Origin of the sequence: Paenibacillus sp. S-38 (assembly GCF_049942825.1) — a bacterium.
Lineage (GTDB): Bacteria > Bacillota > Bacilli > Paenibacillales > NBRC-103111 > Paenibacillus_G.
In genome coordinates this window covers 66853-89630 of the sequence record NZ_CP187970.1, presented here as the reverse complement: position 1 = coordinate 89630, position 22778 = coordinate 66853, and the positions used below count along the sequence as shown (strand labels likewise).

The window sequence follows — 22778 nt, the reverse complement described above, 5'->3', positions numbered from 1 at the left end:
TTATTGATAATTACTCTACAATAGCTGTTGTAGCGGAGAAGCCATTAGCGGAAGAAACCGTCAGATCGAAGCTTGTTACTTTATCAGTAAACTTAAGCTCGCCGTACTGGTTAACTTCTACAGAACCGCCACCCTTGACGTTAGTAATACTTACAGTCGTACCAAGGATGTAGTTGTATTGTTGAATTTCGGAATCCTCGTAAGTGATGCCGTAGTTATCAACAACATCAAGCTCCATCAGTGCATATACGTTAGAAGCAGCTTTAGCTTGTGCGATTGTTCTTTCTGTCTTGCCAGCTTTAACTTTGGTTACAGCGATAGGATCGCCCTTAACATTTACGGATACCGATCTTGTCAGAGTCTCACCTTTGTGGTTCTTGAAGGAAACCGTTACGTTCGTAGTACCTGTTTTGTTACCAATTACGTAACCTTCTGTACCCTTGACAGCCGTTCTAGCAACGGATTGGTCTGCAGGGAAGATTTGAGTAATGGTGTCAGGGACTGCAACAGTGTTGCCCGAAGCGTCTTTAGCAGACACTACAACTTCTTTAGCAAACAAGCTGAGCTCTGGCTTCTCTTGGATTCCTTCCCCAGTGAGAACCTCGTTCTTGCTGTTGTAAGTGTAGTTCGTTACAGCAGAGCTATCAATAGCGTTGAACAGATCGCCAACAGCATTGAGGGAGTAAGTCAGGGAATCGTCGGAATCAACTGCTTCGATTTCACGAGTTTCCTTGTCAATTTCTGTCCACTCTTTGTTGCTGTTCAGCTTCTCAATTTTAACTGTCAGTCTTGCAACACCTTTTGCATCGCCTGCAGCAACAAATTTATGCTCTTCGTTGAAGGTTACGTCCAGCTTGCCACCTTTTTCGGACAGCTCATAAGCTTTGTCGTAAACGAACTGAGTATCCGTAAAGTTAAATCCGTCCTTCTCTTTAACCGTGATTGTAGGGTTAGACTTATAAGTGTCAGATACAACCGTTACACGGTAGTTGGAATCCGTCTTCGAATCCACGTTGCCATTATCGTCAACATAGTTCAAAGCCTTCAGTTCTTTACCGTACTGGTCACGGATTTGGAACTCGAATTTGCTTTCGGCGCCGGCAACAATCTTCTTAGCAGGCTCTTTAACGATTGCGATCGTTTCTGGAGTACGAGCATCTTGGATCGTGTACTGCTTCGTAACAACGCTGTTTGCATTTGCAGTTGCGATCATTGCAGTTACAGTAACTACACCAGATGCAGTATCACGGATGCCTTTCAGCTTAAGTTCGCCTTTGTGCTCACCGGATCTCATGAACTCATAATCATCAACGCCACTTACGTTGAATTCGATGCGCTTGTTATCATCGTCATCATCAGTACCGGCATTAGTATCATTTGTCAGATCTTCAAGGGACAGCTTGTCGCCATTGGCATCATAAGCGATAACCGGCACATATGCATCTTCATCGCCTGCAGCGATGACATTGTTCATATCACCAATTTCAACTTTAGTTGCTACCTTGGAGGAACCAACTTTCAGTGTACCTGTTGCTGTACCCGCTTGGCTGTTCACATTGAAAGTGAAGTCGCCGGAACGGTCAACACCGCTACCCAGGGAGAACTTGATGTCAGAGATATCATCGTTGTTCGAATCCCCAACTTCTCTCAAGAGATCTTCCTCATCGATGTAAGGATTAACGTTAATCTGAACATCGTCAAGGTCAACTTCAGGTGAATCGTGAGCTACAAGGTTACCGTATTGATCATACTGGAGAAGATCAACCGTAGCAGACTCATTGATACCCAGGTTTTCCTTGCCAGCTGCGTACTTCACAGTGCCCAGCTCGAGCTTGGAGATGAATGGAGCATTACCAAGCTTAAAGTTCTTGGACACACTTACGTTACGAGAGTCAGTGTTGTAGATGTTAACAGGGATAATGCTGAGACCTGGATCCAGATCATCGCCGTTTGTTTCTTTGGAAGTATCCAAAGTCAGCAGCAGTTCGCCCGCATCATTTTTCTTCAGTGTGTTCGGAACATCGCCCGAATACACAGTGTAAGAGCTAGCGTTCAAGGAAGCATTCTCACCGTATTGGTTCGTAGCTTTCAGCTTAACGATCGCTTTCTTTGTTTGAGCAATCGTATCGTTAGCATTAACGAACTCGATTTTCGTCAGAGTCTCGTCTTGAGCTGTGAACTCAGCAGATGCCTTGTCGATATCAGCTGCATCCAGGCCGCTCAGCGTTACGCTGTAAGTGCCTGCGCCGATACGGGAGTCCGTAGTGATTGTCGCGGATTTCTTGTCGTCTGCGAACTTCACAGTACCGCCAACTTCAACCGTACCCTTTTTCAGCGTCAGCTTCGCTTTCGCTGTGTCAACGTCGCGGTTGAAAGTAACCGTTACTTGCTTCGCGCCAGTTGCTTTTGCTTCAGCTACGGAAGCTTTAGCAGGCTTGTTAGCAGCTTCGTGTGCGAGCTTAGCTTCATACGCTGCAGTCACGAGCAGGTCGCGAGTTGCTGCGGAAGTACCGCCGAACGTTCCGTCTTCGCCGGAAGTCAGGATTTTCTTCTCGATAGCCAGAGCTACATAGCCTTTAGCCCAGTCGGAAACCGTCTTGTCGCTTACGCCAACATCGGATTTCACTTGGGATTCCCAACCGAGACCACGAACGAGGAACGTAGCAAGTTCTTGCTTCGTTACTTCGCCGGCAGGGTTGTATTGACCAGGAGCGTAGCCGTCAGTCAGACCAGCAGCTTTCAGAGCTTCGATGTAAGGAAGCGCGTAGCCGTTAGCTGGGTCATCAGCTTCTGTTTTAACATCGGAGAAGCTGGAAGTCTTCAGGGAAGTGTCAACTTTCAGGCCGAAGATCAGAGCTGCAACTTTTGCGAACTGAGCGCGGTTCATTTTGTCTTTCAGACCGAATGTATCTGCGCTTACGCCGTCGAATACGCCAGCGGAAATCATTGCATCAAATTTTGCTTTAGTTGCTGCATCGAGATCGTTCAGATCTTTGAAGTCAGCGGATGTTGCGCCCAGTGCTACGGAAGAAAACATCGAGAAAGCCATAGCCAGGGATACGATTGCGGATAAACTTTTCTTCATAACCTTTTTTTCTCCTCCTCGGATATCTTTCGGGTTTTGAGAGTTCTGTGTAGAAGATCTAAAATGATGGCTCGAGCTCATTAGCCAATTCACCCCCTTCCCAGAGTTGAGCGGTGTTCATTCTTATTAGCTAAGTCTGCAGATGAACTGCAGAAACTAGTAAACCAAATGAAAGACTAAAGATTCGCATGCCATTGAACATTATAGCATCGGCATGTTACCGAGGTAAAGGATGAATTTGTCATCTTTATCCATCGGCGAACTCCCAAAGCGCTTTTCAGCGGCCCTTGTTTGTTTTTCACTGTATTAAACGCATGGTTTTCCAAAAAGTTGCGCCCTGTGAAAAAAACTTTTACTTTTTTGGATTTCTTTTTTCGAAACCCGAAATTCTCAAAAGTCGCACTCTATATTTTTCCAAGCCATACGCTAATAAAATGCATACTACTTGATAGAGCCCAACATGTCATTACACAAAATATCCCATTCGGAAACAGGAACAATAATGAAGGCAAAAATAAAAAGACACAGCCCATTGGACTGTGTCTTAAGCATAACTATTATTTCGGTACCTTCTTCAGCTTCGCGAGTACACGCAGAGCGATGGCTGCGGACTCGGCTCTTGTGATGTTATCAACCGGGTCAAAACGGTTCGTCAGTTGCGTCTGGCCAGCCAGAAGGGTATTCGGACGTCCCTCAATAAAGCCTGCTTTGGTGACGGCCTCAACAGCCGGCTTGGCATAGTAGCTGAACTTCGGATCTGTCGAGTCGGTGAAGAGCTTATCCAGCGATGCTTGGACTTTAGCCTCATCCGTACCCATCTTCAGTTCGGCAGCACGGGCAATCATGACGGCTGCATCCTGGCGAGTAATCGCCTCGTTCGGCAGGAACAATCCCTGCGAGGTACCGCGAACAATACCCGCACGAGCGCCGGCCTCAATGTGCAGATAATCATACATATTGATACTGTTTTGCAGGGTTACACCTTTGCGGACGTCGCCGAACGTACCTTGGAAATCAGGGTTGCTGGTATCCGGGTTCGTCAGCGGAATATCGAATACTTTCACAAGCAGAGTAACAAATTCGCCCCGTGTGATCGCATCGTCCGGCAGGAAGCGGCTGCCGCCACTATCCTTATTGAACATATAACCCTTAGAATACAGCGTATCGATAATATCGCGTGCCCAGCCATGGTTCGTTACATCGTTGAAGCTGTCGTTCATATACATGACCTGGAAGTAGCCAAATTCGGGAACCGTAACGGTGATCGTGTTTTTCTTGGAATCCACAACCCCGCCGAGGTTCTTCCATCCCATCTGAGACACTGGCACACCTGCCGAGATTTCAGCACCGCTGCGGTCAGCAAAGGTACCGTATTGGAACACCGTAACATACTTCCAAGCATCGGCTGTGATGGTAGGATCGTACTTGAACGTCAGGGTAACCGGCTGCGTTGGAACAACCAGATCCTGCAGGTCATAACGCTGATAGAAAGGAATTGGCTGCAGCGCTGACGATACGTCCGAATCACTCGATATCAATGGAAGCGTACCGCTGCCCTCGAGAGCGCCTTTCAGTTCAGCCGGATCACCTGCATCCACTTGATCACTGATTGTACCAGCATCAATCCAGAACAGTTTGCTGGCTGGCTTGAAGCGGTACGTCTCTACGGCGCCAGACAAACTTTGGGTAGCCAGAGAGTTGGCGAATTCAAGGTCTTTGTCTACGATACCGGTCTGAACATTAGCAATACCGAACAGAAGCTCACGCTTATTCGTCAAGAAGTTATTCGTGGACGTCCGCTCATTGCGCATCATCTTGACATCTTTACCGATCTTCATTTCGAGATCGCCGCCGAACACTTTCATCGAAGAGACCTCGCTCTTATACTGAGCGCCTTCGATCGGCGTATTTACGTTATAGAGAACCAGGCTGCCGGAGTTCTGAGCCGTTCCCCGGTTAACGGTGAACTTAATCTCATTGGCTCCTGCTTTAAGACCTTTAGCTTCGTAGACGAACAGACCACTTCTAGGGAATACTTCCTCTTTCCCGAAGAGGACACTGATCGCTCCCTCAGCTTTAATCTCGATTCTTTGGAAGTTCTTATTGATGTTTGCCTGCGTTTTGCCGTTTTCGTTTGTGAACAGCTTCTCCGGAAGTTTAATCACATAAGGATGCGCTTCTTTCGAAATTTTCACAGTCTTGGTTGCTTGTACGCCGGAAGCATTGCTCGCCGTAATTTGGAAGATGTAATCCCCATTCACCGCGAGCGGCACCGACTTCGTAATAAACGTTTCGGTGAAGGTTATCTTGTCCGTATCACTGTCATAGGCCTGTGTTTTGCTGGCAATGGCGATACTTGTCTTGGCCGTTTCACCAGGTACAGTGTACTCCACAGTGTACGTTGTGGCGTTACGCACGGAGCCTGTGAGTGTGACCGCATCTTCTGTTGTTGCATATTCGTCTGTATTGACAGTCTTAAATACTTTGGAGTCCGGATTTTCTTCTAAAGGTATGACACTATTAATGTAAGGAACATTATCGCTGAGAATAAAGATCTCAAACTTGGATTCTGTAATAACCTTTCCGCCAACCTTGATCGAGAATACGATTGTTTTCTTGCCGTCGGCTTTCATTACATCACTGAACTTGGTCTTGCCGTCCACAGCCAGAGTGCCCGGTTGGATTGTAAACGAACCATCGTAACTGAGACTAGAATCAGATACTTCATTATACGTTTGACTCATACTAAATTGGGTTTCATTAACTTGCAGCACTACATTGTTCTTCTCGATTTCAGGCAGGTTAACAACCCGGCCTTTTAAGCATGGCCCCGGATCGTTCCCGCACATAATTTTAGATGCGCTTGTGAATACTTGTCCGTTATAAATGCCGTCCAGAATCACGTAGGGCGCACCAGAAATTTGAACCAAATAGGTTTTTGAACCTTGAGCGTTCACTCCATTGGGGCCGATAGGCGTTACTTTTATCGTGGAAATTCCGTCAGCAAGCGTATCAATATCAAAATTCCAAACCTTAAGGGTATTGCCATTCGCATCTTGAATGGTAGAAGCGACTGTATCCACTGTTTTAAAATCATTGTTGTTCACTTCCATTTTAACGCTTGTTGCATTTTCCGTTGTGTATACCTTGAGCGTAGAAGGGAACCGATTCAGCTGTGTCGAGCCCACTTCGTTTACCTTTACTGTCAAACCCTTAGGGACGGAATGTTCCATGTAACTTACATAAGGAGTATTGGGATCAACTACATAAAAGGCGTATTGTCCACCCGATTGAATGAGGTCCGTGTCTGTTGTTACAAAATCAAATGTGACCGGCTGATATTTATTGTCTACTTTGGTATTCATAGTTGCCTCAAAGTTATAGATCTTATACTTAGAATCTACGCTTGCAGAAGTATCTTCAGTTACTTCGGCAGTCCCGGAAGTCAAACTGTATTTGATCGGCGTTTGACCGCCTACGCCTACATTCACTTCCTTATAGAGCAATTGGTTACTGCTATTCACAGGAACTTTAAGCTTCGCTTTAACGGTTACCGGAACTGTTGTGTCTTTGGACACCGTCGGAACGGCAGCCAACTTCTGGTACTGATCCGCTGCAGCGGTTGAACTTTTTACCCAAGCATCATAAGCAAAGGCCAATCCATTATCATAAACGAAAGTACGATCAATATAGTATGTGTTGCTGTTATTTGTAGAGATCAGACGCATTTCATTATCCCCGGGCTTCAGGGCCAGGTCATTGTTGCGTCCGGTATTCGTGATGAACGTGAAGTTGCCGCGGTTGAATACTACAGGATCATAAGCGGTACCATTCACGTACGCTTGGACTCTTGTGGCGTTGCTTGCCGTACCTGTAATGCTCAAGCTTGTGTAAGGAGCGTTTTTCGGATACATTTCGTTATCGTTCAGAGCCACATCATTTAATTTCAAGTCGGTAATATTCGTTACCGAAGTGAATTGAACCCATACGGCCGGTGAGGATACAACCGTAGCTTCACCATATTTGGCAATAATCTTGTTCAGGCCTTCGGTCAAAGTCACACCGGAGAATATCACTTCGTTAGCGTTATTGGCATTCTTGACGGCTTTATTCGTCTTATTCACTGATACAACGCCGGTATTCATATTCGTGATTTCATAGTAAATGCTGTTGATTTGGTCCGCAGTGATTCCGTTGATGGTTACCGGCAAAGTCATTGTGCTGGTAGTCAACTGATTCGGCGAAGTCTCCGTCGTCTCATCCAGCCCATTAATCTTCAACTGAATGCCGTCAGCCAAACCGGTCAGTGGAGCCAGCAGACTGAAGAGCATCGTAAACAAAAGAAGAACACTAATCCGCAGGCTTGTTGTTCGTTTCAAGATGTGAATCCTCCTTCAAGGTGATCATTATAGGAATAGTCAATGAATACAGCAACAAGTTGATATCTATGTTATCGGCTGTCGGGCCCCAAACGTTTAGCTTTTTATGCCTCAGAAAAGTAACAAAAAAACCCAAGCCTGTATGGCTTGGGTTTGATCTTCTAACTTATTATTTTGTCATGCGCTGCATGGTTTTCATCCGAACCTTATTAAGGAAATGAAGTACCGGCCGCTTCGTACGGGAGATGATGCCGATAAACTCGGCACCTACCACGAGAATTACGAGAAGGACTGCTACAAGAATGACGGCACCCCATAAGGCCTGCTGCTCCGACATATAGGAAAGCAGTACGGCCGAGAAGCCAAAGAACGTTGCAATCCCGTAAATAATCAGTACCGTAGTCTGGTGACTGAACCCCATCCGCAGCAAGCAGTGGTGAAGGTGGCTCTTGTCCGCCGCGGAGATGGGCAGATTGTTGACCCAGCGCCGCATGATCGCAAAGAAGGTATCGGACAGGGGAACTCCAAGAATCATAATCGGCACGAGCAGGGATACGACCGTAGCCTGCTTAAAGCCCAGAACGGACAGTGTAGCCAGCGTGAAGCCAAGGAACAGAGCACCGGAGTCGCCCATGAAGATCTTGGCGGGATGAAAGTTATAGAAAAGGAAACCGATAATGCTTCCCAGCAGTAGAGTACAAAGGAGAACCACGGTAACGTTGCCCATCATCAGGGCGAGCACCAGTATGGTCGTCGTTGCAATGGCCGATACCCCGGCGGACAGTCCATCCAAGCCGTCAATCAGATTGATTGCATTCGTGACGCCAACGATCCAGAAGATGGTGAGCGGTACAGCCAGCCAGGAAAGAGAGATGGTTCCGTCACCGAACGGCACATTGACCAGATCAATCGTTACCCCGGAGTAAACCACAACCGAGGCGGCTAGAATTTGTCCCAGCAGCTTGATCTTGGGGGACAAATCGAACCGGTCATCCAGCGCCCCCACGAGCACGACGATCGTTCCTCCAACCAGAAGGCCGAACACGACATCAGCTTTCAGGGTATCTATTGCGGGAGAGACAATGAAATAAGCTCCGATGAATGCTATAAAGATCGCGAGTCCGCCCAGCCGGGGCATAATCCGGCTATGTACCTTGCGGTGATTCGGTGCATCGACTGCCTTAGCCCAGAATGCAAAACGTCTTACCAGCGGTGTCATTACCAAAGCAATCAATAATGCTGCGGCAAAACCGATTCCATATAACAGATTCATGCGAATATTCACAGCCCCTTTTTTCTATGAAAACCCCAAACAACTCAAATTATACTCTGAAGTTCGAATAAACTCCATCGCGATTTTGGGCGGTTTGGACGGTTTTCAGGTTGTTTTCATAGGTCTGATGAAGGTTTCTGCGCAATTTCCTTCTTGAAAATCACTTTCACGGCCTCTTACGGCTTCTTTGTCCGTTTTGGGAGCAATAAACACAGCGTGTAGAGAGTGTTCCCTATCCCCTGACGTCATTTTTTCACCATAAAAAACAGCCTTGAAACCGTTGTCCCTCTTCCTGATGGTAGATGCCGAGAGCCGAGGAGAGGATATCTAAGCGCAGCGGCATCCCCATGGTTTATCTCTGTTTGCGTCCCTTTGCATAAAACGCCGCGATCCGTTCCGCAGGCCGATGGGCGTCGCTCTTCAGCCGTTCGATCACCTGGCGCTTCTCATCACGCCAAGCTTGTCTGCCCCGAAGCAGCTGAAGCAGAGCATCGGCGATGGCCGCGGCATCCGGTGCCTGTGTAGAGCAGGCCGCCTGCATAGACAGTCGGTTTAGAAATTGATCGATCTTCGGGTCATAGGAAATCCCCACCATGGGTACATACCTGCCAGCCGCATAAATCAAGGAGTGCAGCCGCATTCCGAGAAGCACGGACACGGAAGCCGCTTCCGCCAACATATCCTGGGGGTGGGTAACCCCCCTGGCAAAGGAGATTCGGTGCTTATAGGTTTCCCCCAAGCGCTCGGCCACATACTCCGATGCTTCCTCATCCGCAGGAAGGTGGAAAGGCAGGAAACGAACTGATGCATCCGTCTCGTCCATCACCCTTCTCAGCGCTTCAGCAGCAGCATCGAGCTCGGAACGATCCTTATTCCAGAAGCGGACCGACACACCGATGACCGGCGCCAAGACTCGCTCTTCTCCCCCCGGTTCCCTATGCCGCGCAGCGCTCTTGAGGGGCATACCCATCACAGGATCGGGAACTACCTCGACCTCACTTCCGCTCAGTCCCATCCGCTGCAGCAGCGCCTTAGACTCTTCATCCCGGACAGTGATCAGCCGGCAGCGACGGAACGCGGATCGGATCCAGCCGAAGAACTTCGGACGGTGAACCGGCCCGATGCCCTGCGAATAGATGAATACAGGCTTGCCCAGCAGCTGCGCCAACCGAATAATACCAATGTAATACGGTATCGTCTTCGGGCTCGTCTCATCCTGCAGGAGACTGCCGCCCCCGCTGATGAGACCGTCAGCCCCCCGGATAGCCCGCCACAGCTCCATAGGGCGCATCCGGTGGGCCGATTCCACACCATAGGTCCGAGCTGTCTCCGCAGGGCTGACGGACAGAACGACAGGGTGGAAGGTTACACCCTGTCGTTCTCCCTGCTCCTGCAGCGCCAGCAGAATCGATTGCAGCACAGCCTCGTCACCGCTGTTATTAAATCCGTAATAGCCGGATATCACTATCCGTTTAACCGGGGTACCCAACGCTGCCAACTCCTTGTGATGATTTCCCATACGAGAATGAATGCAATGCCGATCAGCGTGCCGAACCCGAGTCCAAGCAGTACCCGGATCGAGGAAATGTGCAGCGGCGTATGCAGATGGGCAAAGGTATCAACGATGGATGCCTGCCCAATGACTCCTGCCAGAATGAGCAGGAAGGCACTGCGGTACTTATAACTGAGATAGGCACCCAGGAGGAACAACGGATGAGCCAGCAGGAATTCCTTGGTCCGCGGCCTCACGCCAAGTGTATTCTCCAGGAAAGAGCGGAAATACTTCTCCCAATCGGACGCCTGCCCCTCGTTGCCTGTTCTCGATAAGTAATAGTAGCCTGCTGCGGCCAATACAACCGCCATGACGATCCACAGCACGCTGATATTCGACGAAAGCATCGATTGAGCCCGCGCAAAGCGTTCCTTATAGCTCACCTTATCCAGGAAAAGAAGCCAATACAGTCCCACCAGCGCAATCGGCGCCAAGTGCAGGACGCTGACCCCCCGGAACTGCTCGAGAACCAGCGAATACTGGATCTGGTTAAGCAGGCCGACGATAAAGAGCAGGCCGATCACCGAAATGAGCGAGGAGCGGAGCAGTAATCCGATCGCAAAGAGGAACCTGCTGCCGGTCGGATGCTCATGCTTCCGCTTGGCTGCCTGAAGAGCAACCATGATCGACAAGGTCGCCGCGCTGGTTCCCGCACCCAAGGCAAGGCCCTGGGAGAACAGGGAGGAGCTAAGCACATATAATCCAGCCGAACCGATCAATCCCAGCAGGAACACAACAGCGGTAATCTCCGGAATAAAATACGAAATCATCAGCGCGATGAGCGCAACGCTGCCTGCCCAGACGAGCAGCTTGGCCGGGCTCTGCCATGAGGAGTGGACGAGCTGGAACGGCTCGGCCGGCGCCATCTTGTAGCCGGCTTTAGCAATCCTCGGGACCGCCCCGTCAGCCCCCGTCAGTGCCTCATAGATGGAGTCGAGAGGATGAAGAATCCGGCCCTTCTCGAGGCTCTTCACGGCGCGGGCGTTCAGCAGAATCATCCGGATATTCCGATCCTTGGCTGCCAGTACGAACCGGTCCGCCACGCCTTGAATCCGGCCTTTGAGCTCTTCGGCCGTGATGTTCTCCGTCAGCTTCTGCGCATCGTTCTCGGTGAACGAATGGAGCCGGACCACATCATGGTGAATGCGCTGTGCCAACCCGTTGAAGCCCCTTTGGGGGGTCTTCTGCATCTCGATGACAGCCAGGCCGATGTTATACTTCGTGAGAAGCTCCCCCATGCCATCCAGGCCGGTTACGTCCTTCTCACTGATAAACCCGGGAACGCTGTCCCCGTCCACAATAATCCGGCGTACGCCGAGGTCTTTCAAACTGCCGAGCAGCGCATCCATTCGGGCCGCCTCAAAGGCTCTGCGGTTGGACATCCGGAATACGATCGTGAACCCCTGCGACTTCAGCGTATCCAGCGTCATCGGATCGGGGTCCATGGACTTCAGCACAGCCTCGTCCTTGGCCATCTCAATCCGCAAGCCGGGCTGGTTCTTGTAGCTCCAAGCGCGGACCCCAACGCCCAGGTCCTCAAACGCCTGCTGGATCACCGGCGTCAGCCTGCGTTCCGATTCGCTGTCAGCGAAAAGAAGATAAGTGAAGTTCTCTCCTATGGCACCGGGCGACTGTGTCAGCACGGCCGCTTCCTGTGAAGAGAACACCTGCAGTCGGCGGCTGAGCTGGAGCTCATTGAGCGTCGATTCATAGACAGCCAGGGAGCCGACCCGATGCTCCTTAAGCTTCTGAAGCTGATCGCTGACGAACCGCTTGGGGTCCGTCTGCAGATCCGAGATCTCGAGAAGATCCCGGTAATCCATGACGAACTCCACCCTGCGGCCCGATCCTTCTTCCGTCTGATACCGTTCATAGGCGATCGCTATGGAGGCGAGCATGCCGAGGATAACCAGCCACCACAGCGCCTTCACCGCCCATTGATTCAGTCGCAAATACCTTCCTTTCAACGCTGTCAGCTCCAAACTTATTTGTTGTTTGTTATTTGTTATCTACACGATTCATCACGGTCTGGACCAGCTGGTCGAGCGAGCTTGCCGCCCCTTCGGAAGAAGAGCTGCGCACCGCGAAGTAGACTTTGATCTTCGGCTCTGTGCCCGATGGGCGGAGCGTAAACCAGGAATCGTCCTCAAGCGTATACTTCAGCACGTTCTCAACAGGCAGACCATACAGACCTTGGGAGAAGTCTTCGATCTTCGTCACTTTCAGACCGTTGATATCCGCCGGTGCGTTCGTACGCCAGTCGGTCATGATGCTGGCGATCTGCTCCACCCCGTCTTTCCCCTTCAACGTGCGAGACTCGAGCTTCTCGAGGAAGTAGCCGTGACGCTCGTAGAGCTCCTGCAGCACGTCGTAGAGCGTCTTGCCTTGGCTCTTGTAGTATGCCGCCGCCTCGGAGATCAGCATCGAAGCAATGACCGCATCCTTGTCACGTGCATACGTGCCGGCCAGGTAGCCGTAGCTCTCCTCGTAGCCGAACAGGAATGTGGCTTCACCCGTTTGCTCATACTGAGTCATCTTTTCGCCGATATATTTAAAACCGGTCAGCGTGTTCACAACCTGCGCACCGTAATGCTCGGCAATGACCGCACCCATCTCGCTCGTGACGATCGTCTTAACGACCACGCCGTTCTCAGGCAGCTCGCCGCGCTCCTTGAGGGAGCTCAGCAGGTAGTCGACCATGATCGCACCCGACTGGTTGCCCGAGAGTACAAAATACTCGCCGCTCGGATCCTTCACTACCGCACCCATGCGGTCGCAGTCCGGGTCCGTGCCGATGATGAGATCCGCGCCGATCTTCTTCGCTTCGTTGATCGCCAGCGTGAAGGCTTCACGCTCTTCCGGGTTCGGCGACTTCACGGTGGAGAAGTTCGCATCCGGAAGCTCCTGCTCGGCCACGACATGCACCTGTGTAAAGCCTACGCCCGCCAGCGCCGCGCGGACGGACAGGTTGCCCGCACCATGCAGCGGGGTATAGACGATGCGGAAATCATCTGCGGTCTCCTTGATCAGCTGCGGATTGCGGCTGACTGCCGTAACCGCGCGGATATACTCGTCATCCACGGCTTGTCCGATCCACTGCAGCAGCCCGGCTTTCTCGGCATCCGCACGGGAGGAACGCTTCACATCGGCGAAGGACTGCACGCCGCGGATCTGCTCGATGACCTGCTCCGCCTGATGCGGAACGAGCTGGCCGCCGTCATTGCCGTAGACCTTGTAGCCGTTGTACTCCGGCGGGTTGTGGCTTGCCGTAATCACTACCCCGGCGTCGGCGTTCAAATGACGCACGGCGAACGAAAGCTCAGGCGTCGTACGGAGCGATTCGAATACATAGGCCTTGATTCCGTTGCCGGCCAGCACTTTGGCTGTCTCGAGCGCGAATTCAGGCGACTGGTTGCGGGAGTCGTATGCGATGACGACCGATGGCTCTTCCTTGCCTGCCGTCTCCAGCAGGAACTGGGCCAAGCCCTGTGTCGCGCGGGCAACCGTATAAGCGTTGATGCGGTTCGTTCCTGCGCCGATGACGCCGCGTAGGCCGCCCGTACCGAATTCGAGATCGCGGTAGAAGCGGTCTTCGATTTCTTTGGCGTCGCCTTCGATGGAGCGCAGCTCCTCTTTGGTTGCAGCATCGATCGCCGCATCCCCCAGCCAAAGCTCATACTGTTCTTGCACCCGTGTTTGTGTGTTCATCGTAATCTCTCCTCCACCCATGATATGGTTGTGTCTATGTATGTGAATTATGATCGGTAGCTTAGTTAGGCGCCTTCAGGGCGAACATGAGCTCTCCCTCGGCGACGACTTTGTCCCCTACACGCGCCGTGCCGTGTCCTTTACCGATAATCCCTTTGACCCGCGTCATGACCACTTCCATGGTCAGGGTATCTCCCGGTAGAACCTGCTCACGGAAGCGGAAGTTATCGATCCCGGCAAAAAATCCGATCTTGCCCCGGTTCTCTTCCACGCTGAGCATCGCTACCGTCCCCACTTGAGCGAGGGCTTCGATGATCAGCACGCCGGGCATTACCGGATATCCGGGGAAGTGCCCCTGAAAGAACGGTTCGTTGATCGTTACATTTTTAATGCCGGTGGCCCTCACTCCAGCCTCAACCTCCAGAATCCGGTCCACCAGGAGGAACGGGTAGCGGTGAGGAATAATCTCTTGAATCTGCTTGGCGTCTAACAATGATGTTGCTCCTTCCATGTAGTATAAAAAAGGGGATGGTGACTTAGACTAACTTCGTCCCTTCATGAGCTGCAGTAATGAAGGTTGATATAAGGGAGCTTATGTTCACGCGAACGGTCTGCATGCGGCGGACCTGAACATGAGCTCCTTTTTATCCATGAAAGGGCACCTCTGCCGTTACGGCACCGGTACACCTATCTGGGCTTATCCAGGGAATGCGGCTTGCCTGCTCGTTTATGTAAAAGGTTGAACTGAAGGATATAGATGATGGAAGTGAGGATGGAAACCGAAATGACGAACCATAAGTATGTGTGGGCATAGGGGAGCTCGAATATAATCAGGAGAATCGCCACGTAATACAAAACGGTCGTCAGTTTGCCCATGGCGTTGGCGGGGACAGTCTTCTTGCCCCGGAAGTGAAAATAGGCCGATCCGGCGATCATACCGGCATCCCGCAGGAACATGGCACAGGCCGCCTGCCAGGAAATCATCTGTGAAAACACGAGCGAGAGGATCACGACAATCATCATGGACTTGTCGGCCAAGGGATCGAGCATGCTCCCGAGATCGGTGACGAGCCCGCGCCTCCGGGCGATATACCCGTCGAGCACATCCGTCGCTCCGGCCAGCAGCAGGACAAAGAAGGCTATCCTCATATACCCGGCCTCAAATACGACGAGATATGCCGGTATCAGTAAAAAGCGGCATAAGGTGAGTATATTAGGCACATTCCACACGCATTGGTCCCCCTTATGGAAACAGCACGGCAGGCGAAATCGTTCGCTATCTGTTCTCTATGCATCTATTCCCATCCATTCATTATACCTTTATGAAGAAAAAAATAAAACTCCCCTGATTCGGAGAGTTTTGAAACGGGATCTTATTCAATTTTCGGCAAATACCAAATCGAACAAATGGCGCCATGTCCCCGGATCCCACACATCCTTGAAGTCTCCTTGACCGATAACCGAATATCCGATGGCAAGCCCTGTGAACAGAGCAGCTATACAGATTAAGGGAATCCATGTCCATTTCAGCACGGTGAGCGTAAGCTTCTTCCACCGTGGGGAGAGGGCAGGCGCCTTCTTTGGATTCTCGCTCAAGACTCCTACCTCGCTTTGCAACGTTCCCCGGCCTCCTTCCACCTTCTGGCTCCGGCCGCGCCGGCAGCCGCCAGAGGAATCATTCAGCCTCCGGTCAAGCTTTCCTTATACACGCAGGTTATTGGCCAGGTTCATCATTTGATCAGCCGATGAGATCGCTCTGGAATTGAGCTGGTATGCCCGCTGGACGGTGAGCAGCTCCGTCATTTCCTCCGAGAGGTTGACGTTGGACTGTTCCAGGAAACCCTGACGGACCGTGATCGGATCGACATCGTTGTTGCCGGCATTCACGGTCTGCAGGATCTCATCGCGCTGCTGCTGTGTAATGTTCCCCGCCAGACCGTACAGGTTATCGCCGATCTGCTGAAGCAGCTGCGGGCGGACGACACGGACCATCTTCAGCTGGCCGGCCTGCACCGGAGCCGCGGTTTGATTCGCTTCGTTATAAGCCATAATAACACCATCCGCTTGAATCTGCACGCGATGGCCGACAGGGATCCGGATCGGTTGATCGTCCGCACCCATGACGTAATGTCCGTCCTTGGTCGTCAGGAAGGCCCGCGGGTCGGCCGGATCCATCGACTGCGACAGTTCGAAGGCCCCGTTGCCCGTCCAGCGGGTAGTCCGTACCGGATTGCCGGCCTCGTCTTCCCCGTTCGTGGAAACCTCGAACAGGCCGTTGCCTTCAATAGCCGTATCCAGCGGGTTATCGGTCGCCTGCAGGGAGCCCTGCTGGAGATTAAGCTGGGCTGCGACCATCTTGGCTCCCCAGCCCTGTCCATAGCCGAGCGGTGTCATTCGTCCCGTCTTCTCGAAGTTTTTCGGCTGCTGCTTCACACTGGTCAGCACGTCCTGGAACGAGGCTTCCCGACGCTTGTATCCGGTCGTGTTCACATTGGCGATATTGTTCGCCACAAGGTCAAGCTTCTGCTGCAGTGAATGCATCGATACGGAAGAGTTGATCATCGAGTTATTCAAAGGGGAATCCTCCTGTAGTCATGTATTCTACTTTTATCGGCTTGTCCGGCTTGGAATGTGAATCAATCCAGGAATTACACGCGCCCTACGTCGTTTGCGGCTTTTTCCATGCTTTTGTCGTAGAACTGGATCATCTTCTGGTTCGCTTCATAGGCACGCAGGGCGGACATCATGTCCACCATCGATTGTCCCGAGTCCACGTTCGAGCGTTCCACGAAGCCCTGACGCACTTCAAACTGGTCCTGTGCGCCCGCCGGCTGGGCAAGGGCCTGAGCTTCCCCGTCGAGACGGTAAAGACCGTTCCCTTCACGAACGAGCTGGTTCGGGTCTTCCACACGGGTAATCATCAATGTGAGCGGCTGACCGTTCGCCCCATTGATCGGACGCCCGTCCACATTGGTGAACTGGCCGTCCCGCGTAATGCGGAAGTTCGTCACAGGCGTATTGCCGTCCATCAGCACGATAGGTTGACCATCCGAGCCGAGAACCTGATGTCCCTCGGAGTCGATCATCCGGCCGTTCGCATCAAGCGAGAACTTGCCGTTGAGCGAATAACGGGTTTCGCCGGCCGCGTTCTGAATCGTGAAGAAAGCCTGCGGCTGTACGACCCGTGCCCCGTTCTCGTCGACGTATTTGCCAGAAGAATCGAACTGGGCTCCAGGCACCTGAATGTTCGAAACGAGAGCAAAATCAAAGGGATTGTTCGTCTCTTGAAGATCACCCTGCGCATGCAGAGATACATTCTCCTCCGCCATGACGCCTGTATGAATCCGGCCCAGGGTCCGGGTTGCCGCGGCAGGTCCCGCATTGTCGTCCCGGGTGCGCTCAATCAGCACTTCAGGGAACGACCGGTTGATCCCGTTGCCGGCTTTGAAGCCAGGCGTATTCAGGTTGGCAATGTTGTTGGTCACGATGTCGTGTTTACGCTGCTGAGCAATCATGCCGGATGCGGCAGTATACAGGCCTCTTAACATGGGGATTCTATGCCTCCTAAAATTTGCGTTTGGATACCTTGTCTAAGTTGTCGAGCATAATTCCCGTTCCTTTTACCACACAATGCATCGGATCTTCCGCAATGAGAACGGGCACCTTAAGCTCGTCCGCCAGCAGTTGATCGATACCATGCAGCATGGCACCGCCGCCCGTCAGAATGACGCCGCGGTCGATGATGTCCGCCGAAAGCTCCGGCGGTGTCCGCTCCAGGACGCTCTTGGCTGCGGCCACAATGTTCGAGACCGGCTCGTCCAGAGCCTCTTGAATCTCCTGCGAGTTGATCGTCATCGTCAGCGGAAGCCCGGAGACCATGTCGCGGCCGCGGATATCCATCGTCTCTTTCTTGCCTTCCGGATGAACCGTGCCGATGCGCTTCTTGATCTCTTCGCTCGTCCGCTCCCCGATCAGGAGCTTGTACTTGCTTTTGATATATTTCATGATGGAGGAATCGAACTTGTCCCCTGCAATTTTAATGGAAGAGGAGGTGACGATGTCACCCATGGACAGAACGGCGACATCCGTCGTCCCTCCGCCGATGTCCACAACCATGTTGCCGCTCGGCTGGTAAATATCCATGCCGGCGCCGATGGCTGCCGCTTTCGGCTCCTCTTCCAAGAAGACTTCCCGCGCTCCGCTCCGTTCGGCAGCTTCCCTGATGGCCTTCTGCTCCACGGAGGTGATGTTGGTCGGAGCGCAGATCAGAATACGCGGGTGAGAGTACCAATTCCTCCCTCCAACCTTATTAATAAAGTACTTCAGCATCAATTCCGTAATCTCAAAGTCGGCAATGACCCCGTCTTTCAGCGGACGGATCGCCACGATATTGCCGGGTGTGCGTCCCACCATGCGGAATGCTTCCTCACCAACGGCGAGCACCCGCTTCCCATCGCTTTCGATGGCGACGACGGACGGCTCATCGAGCACCACGCCCCGTCCTTTCACATGAATCAGAACGTTCGCCGTCCCGAGATCAATGCCGATATCCTTGCTTAACATCCAATAATCCTCCCTAGCCAACCGTCCGTCTTTCCTACAATCTCAGAAGCGGCACAACATGATATACAAGATGATATACGCTTATAAGGTACATTCGCCATGAGTTCGCAAAATCCTCTTTTTCATGAACGATTATTCGACAAATATCGCTTCGCTTCCGGCCGGTCAGGGGAGGGCTGCAGAGAGCGGGAATTCGTGCTTACTTGACGGTGACGAGCTTCTCCTGTAGTTTCGGGCTGCGGGTTTTGCGGTACTTGATCTTGGTCGCTTCTCCGCCGCGCAGGTGACGGATGGACTTATGATATTCCAATATGTGCTTGACCTGATTGGCCAGCTCCGGGTTGATCTCCGGCAGTCGCTCCGTCAAGTCCTTGTGCACCGTGCTCTTGGAAACGCCGAACTCCTTCGCAATGGTGCGGACCGTGTGCTTGGTCTCCACCAGGCAGCGGCCGATCTTAATCGTTCGCTCTTTGATGTAATCGTGCACTCCCCTCGCCTCCCTACTCGAGTTAGTTTGGTACAGTATATGAGGGGCACACGCTTATATTCGCTGTTTCCCGGCCTGACAAGCCGCGGGAGCACAATTATTTTCAAGGACAAGCTTTGTTTTTCAAGCGTTTCCTCCCGAATCGGTCCAACCGGTCCTGCTGGAGTGAAATCGCATTTCACCGGAATAGGCGTCTTTGACCCTAAGATTCATCTTCGGGTAAGTAAAAAAGAAGCAGGTCGGTGGTTCCTCCCTGCCTCTTCGCTGTGTTTCGGTACGATTACTGTTCGGCGATGTACTGCTCCGGATTGACCGCCGGCCCGCCTTGGCCTTGACGCAGTTCAAAGTGCAGGTGTGTCCCCTGGTCCTTCTCCAGTTCGTTGCGGCCGGCTTGGGCGATCACGTCGCCTTTCTTCACTTCCGCATCCTTGGTCACCTTGATTTCGGCAAGGCTCTGGTACACGGATACAAGGCCGTTGTTATGTGTAATCTCGACCAGGTTACCTACAAGCGGATCCTTCTGTACGGCCGTTACCTTCCCGCCCATGACGGCGAGAACCTCAAAGCCCGCATTGTCCTTGCTCGCAAAGTCCATTCCGATATGCGGTGTGAATGTGTCGCCGTACTCTACCATCGCCGCTTGTCTGACCTCATTGGCGGCATTAGGGTCAAAGTAAGGCAGTACCACTTCCAACTCGCTGCGGTTCTTCACCGGCCACTGCAGCGATTCCTGTTTAGCTGTCGTCGCTACGGAATCCGGACCTGAGACGCTGTCAGTGACCGTACCGGCGGGCTTGTCAACCGACACGTCACTGTTCGTTGTCAGGCCACCCCCGCCCTGATACACCCACATGATGGTTAGGATGATGGCCGCTGCAGCGATGTACGTTGCCGGAAACACCCACTTTTTGGCAAGCAATCTCTTCCAAGCAGACGACGTGTGTTGCGCTCCTTCGATGGTTTTAGGAGCCTCGTTTTGGGAATCTCTTTTTTGTTCATTCATATGTATATCACCTCGCTAACCAGTCTTACCAGGTTTGCAAGATTTATACGCGCGCCTCTTGTCCGTCTCAGAAACTTTTTGCAGACAGTAGATTGGATGCTTTTGATAGCTCAATGCCGGTGTAATAGTGCTTCACGATTTCTTCGGCCTTACGGCCTTCGAGCGCCATTCCCTGCGCTCCCCACTGGCTCATGCCCACACCATGGCCGTAACCGAACGTCGTAATCTCCCAGGCCCCGTCCTTGTAGCTCCACTGAAAAGCACTCGAATTCAGCCCCAGCTTCTCACGGACCTCACGGCCGGTGAACTGCCTGCCTCCTGCGGACAGCTTCAGGACCCGCTTGCCCTGACTGCGCTCCAGCACCTTCAGGCCTCTGGCCGCCCCGGCAGACACTGGAAGGGCCGCGGGTAGTCCAAGCCGGGTCTGCAGCTCCTTCGCCGTGAAGCGGACCGTTTCCTTCGCCCGAGGGGATAGCTTGGCATCCCAGGGGCTGGCCACGGACCGCAGATAAGGGATTTTTACATTCCAATACTCTTCCGAATTCTCCGTGTACCCGTTCGAGGTGGAGAAAAAGCTGGCTTCGATCGGCTGTCCTTCATAGGTAAGGACGATATCCTTCGTCTCCTCCACGGCACGGTTCAGCTTGTCCCGCACCCTGCCGAACTCGGCACCCCACCGCTGCTCCAGCTCCTGGTCGCTGACATACGCTTGATGCGAGATGGTGTCCGTGACCAGGGCTTCCCCTGCAGGAACGCCGCTCCGGTCCCCGTCCAGCATGCGCCGGATAATATAAGTACGGGCGGCCAGGGCCTGCGCCTTGAGTGCCTCCGGCTCGAACTCCGCCGGTATTTCTGCCGCCACGACACCTCGAACGTAGGCTTCGAGCGGAACCCGGTCCGTCGTCTTCGACTTCGAGAGATATACCGGGATGAGAGGCGGTTCTGCTTCACCGGGCTGGGCTCCCGCCGGCCGGACGGCTGCCGGTTCGGCGGATGGGGCGGTGGAGCGGACGAGCAGACCCGGCACCAGCACGACAACCGCCGTGAAGCTGGCGAGCCACACGGCAAACCAGCCCAGCACCTTTTTCTGCCTGGGGTTCAGCTTGTACTTCGTCATCTCGGGTTCGTCCTCCGGCCCTGTCAGGGCTGCTCTATTTGGCTGCGGCAACGGCTGCAGGTACCTTTACTATATGAATCCAAAAGGTAGAAAAGAACCCCGGGCGCCTCTCAACCTTCCCTATGACCAGGTAATAGGAGCAGGGCATTCGGAGTCCCAATCTACGGATTGCGCACTCTCCCGTATACAAAATAAAAGAACCGGTCTCCCTCTCAGGAAGATCCGGTTCCCTTCTGAACTTGTATCCCTTCAGCTCTGCATTCTTACGCCAGGCTCGGCTGAACCGCAAACAGCGGCAGCACTTCCTCCCGCTCCGTCTCCTTGGCCACCTCGAACGGCAGCCGGCGGATATCCGCCCCGAGCAGGCTCAGCTTCTCGGTGATGCCGACGTAGCCGCGGTCGATATGGTGCAGCCCCGTGATCTCCGTGTCGCCATCAGCCACAAGCGCAGCAAGGATGAGCGCCGCCCCGGCCCGAAGATCCGTTGCGCATACCTTCGAGCCCTGCAGCCTTGCACCGCCGCTGATCACGGCAGTACGGCCTTCGACTTTGATCTGCGCGCTCATGTTGGCCATCTGCTCCACATGCATGAAGCGGTTTTCGAATACCGTCTCCGTCACAATGGAGGTGCCCTCGGCAGTCAGCAGCAGGGCCATCATCTGCGACTGCATATCGGTCGGAAATCCAGGATAAGGCAGCGTCTTGACGTCTACGGCTTTCAGCGGACCTACGGTATAGACCCGGATGCCGTTCTCGTCCTCTTCAATCTGCACGCCCATCTCCTGCATCTTGGAGATGACCGGCCGCAGGTGATCACCGATCGCTCCCTCCACATAGAGATCGCTGCCGGTAATCGCCGCAGCAATCATGTATGTACCCGCTTCGATCCGGTCCGGAATAACCGTGTGCACCGCACCCTGAAGCCGCTCCACGCCGTCAATCCGGATGAGGCCCGTGCCCGCTCCGCGGATCTTCGCGCCCATGGCGTTCAGGTAATTGGCGAGATCCACAATCTCCGGTTCCTTGGCGGCATTCTCGATCAGTGTCGTGCCCTCTGCAAGAGCCGCCGCCATCATGATATTCTCGGTCGCTCCCACACTTGCGACATCGAGATAAATCTTCGCGCCCTTGAGGCGGCCGCTCACCCGGGCTTCAATGTAGCCTTGTCCCAGTTCGATCTCCGCGCCCATGGCTTCGAAACCCTTCAGATGCTGGTCGATCGGTCTTGTTCCGATAGCACAGCCGCCCGGCAACGAGATTCTCGCCTGACCCATGCGGGTCAATAACGGTCCCATGACCAAGAAGGACGCCCGCATTTTACGGACGAGGTCGTAGGATGCCTCACAGGTGGTAATGCGCCCCGCATCGACCCGGATCGTCTCATTCCGGTATTCCACAGCAATGCCTAAGCTTTCAAGTACTTTGTTGATAACCAGTACGTCGTCCAAGGGAGGCGCGTCGTGAATGACACTGACTCCTTCGGATCCCAAGATAGAGGCTGCGATGATCGGCAGTACGGCATTTTTGGCACCGTGAATCCTCACTCTGCCGGAAAGCTTTTTGCCGCCGCGGACGATAATTTTGCTCATCATGGTCCCCCTCCGCGTATTC

At 52.9% G+C, this 22778-nt stretch carries 16 protein-coding genes; all 16 read right to left on the bottom strand.

The features are described 5' to 3' along the window. Window positions 1–10 precede the first annotated feature (10 nt). The 16 genes from ACP26L_RS00430 to murA all read right to left on the bottom strand — a co-directional run bounded on the left by ACP26L_RS00430 (window position 11) and on the right by murA (window position 22756). Complete coding sequence (locus ACP26L_RS00430) at window positions 11–3085, bottom strand: S-layer homology domain-containing protein (protein WP_426450491.1); 3075 nt, start codon at window positions 3083–3085, stop codon at window positions 11–13. A gap of 557 nt (window positions 3086–3642) precedes the next feature. Next, entirely contained in the window at window positions 3643–7464 is a 3822-nt protein-coding gene (locus ACP26L_RS00425; RefSeq protein ID WP_426450489.1) for an S-layer homology domain-containing protein, read from the bottom strand. 169 nt (window positions 7465–7633) lie between these two features. After that, window positions 7634–8737 (bottom strand): glycosyltransferase family 4 protein, encoded by a 1104-nt coding sequence (locus ACP26L_RS00420; protein ID WP_426450487.1) that lies wholly within the window; start codon window positions 8735–8737, stop codon window positions 7634–7636. Between the two features lie 352 nt (window positions 8738–9089). Continuing rightward, window positions 9090–10226: a polysaccharide pyruvyl transferase CsaB gene (csaB, locus tag ACP26L_RS00415; RefSeq protein WP_426450486.1), complete on the bottom strand. Its 1137-nt coding sequence runs from the start codon at window positions 10224–10226 to the stop codon at window positions 9090–9092. Then, window positions 10202–12256 (bottom strand): DUF5693 family protein, encoded by a 2055-nt coding sequence (locus ACP26L_RS00410; RefSeq protein WP_426450485.1) that lies wholly within the window; start codon window positions 12254–12256, stop codon window positions 10202–10204. Before ACP26L_RS00410 ends, csaB begins: the two co-directional genes overlap by 25 nt. A gap of 31 nt (window positions 12257–12287) precedes the next feature. Beyond that, complete coding sequence (locus tag ACP26L_RS00405; RefSeq protein ID WP_426450484.1) at window positions 12288–13997, bottom strand: phospho-sugar mutase; 1710 nt, start codon at window positions 13995–13997, stop codon at window positions 12288–12290. A gap of 61 nt (window positions 13998–14058) precedes the next feature. Next, complete coding sequence (fabZ, locus tag ACP26L_RS00400) at window positions 14059–14490, bottom strand: 3-hydroxyacyl-ACP dehydratase FabZ (RefSeq protein ID WP_426450482.1); 432 nt, start codon at window positions 14488–14490, stop codon at window positions 14059–14061. A gap of 194 nt (window positions 14491–14684) precedes the next feature. Beyond that, complete coding sequence (locus tag ACP26L_RS00395) at window positions 14685–15227, bottom strand: CDP-alcohol phosphatidyltransferase family protein (protein WP_426450481.1); 543 nt, start codon at window positions 15225–15227, stop codon at window positions 14685–14687. Window positions 15228–15374: 147 nt separating this feature from the next. Next, complete coding sequence (locus ACP26L_RS00390) at window positions 15375–15614, bottom strand: DNA-directed RNA polymerase subunit beta (RefSeq protein WP_426450480.1); 240 nt, start codon at window positions 15612–15614, stop codon at window positions 15375–15377. 84 nt (window positions 15615–15698) lie between these two features. Then, window positions 15699–16571, bottom strand: a complete 873-nt coding sequence (locus tag ACP26L_RS00385) for a flagellar hook-basal body protein (RefSeq protein WP_426450479.1) — start codon at window positions 16569–16571, stop codon at window positions 15699–15701. A 74-nt stretch (window positions 16572–16645) separates the two neighbouring features. Next, complete coding sequence (locus tag ACP26L_RS00380) at window positions 16646–17545, bottom strand: flagellar hook-basal body protein (RefSeq protein WP_426450478.1); 900 nt, start codon at window positions 17543–17545, stop codon at window positions 16646–16648. Between the two features lie 16 nt (window positions 17546–17561). Continuing rightward, window positions 17562–18560 carry a rod shape-determining protein gene (locus tag ACP26L_RS00375; protein WP_426450477.1) on the bottom strand — a complete coding sequence of 333 codons (999 nt, stop codon included), beginning with the start codon at window positions 18558–18560 and terminating at the stop codon, window positions 17562–17564. A gap of 199 nt (window positions 18561–18759) precedes the next feature. After that, on the bottom strand, window positions 18760–19047 hold the full coding sequence (gene spoIIID / locus ACP26L_RS00370; RefSeq protein WP_426450476.1) for a sporulation transcriptional regulator SpoIIID: 288 nt from the start codon (window positions 19045–19047) through the stop codon (window positions 18760–18762). Between the two features lie 280 nt (window positions 19048–19327). Further along, window positions 19328–20050, bottom strand: coding sequence for a peptidoglycan DD-metalloendopeptidase family protein (locus ACP26L_RS00365; protein ID WP_426450475.1), 723 nt, complete (start codon window positions 20048–20050; stop codon window positions 19328–19330). Between the two features lie 67 nt (window positions 20051–20117). Further along, the gene (gene spoIID / locus ACP26L_RS00360) at window positions 20118–21167 is read right to left on the bottom strand and encodes a stage II sporulation protein D (RefSeq protein WP_426450474.1); all 1050 of its coding nucleotides are present in this window, start codon (window positions 21165–21167) and stop codon (window positions 20118–20120) included. Between the two features lie 263 nt (window positions 21168–21430). Next, the gene (murA, locus tag ACP26L_RS00355; protein ID WP_426454768.1) at window positions 21431–22756 is read right to left on the bottom strand and encodes a UDP-N-acetylglucosamine 1-carboxyvinyltransferase; all 1326 of its coding nucleotides are present in this window, start codon (window positions 22754–22756) and stop codon (window positions 21431–21433) included. Window positions 22757–22778: the final 22 nt, after the last annotated feature.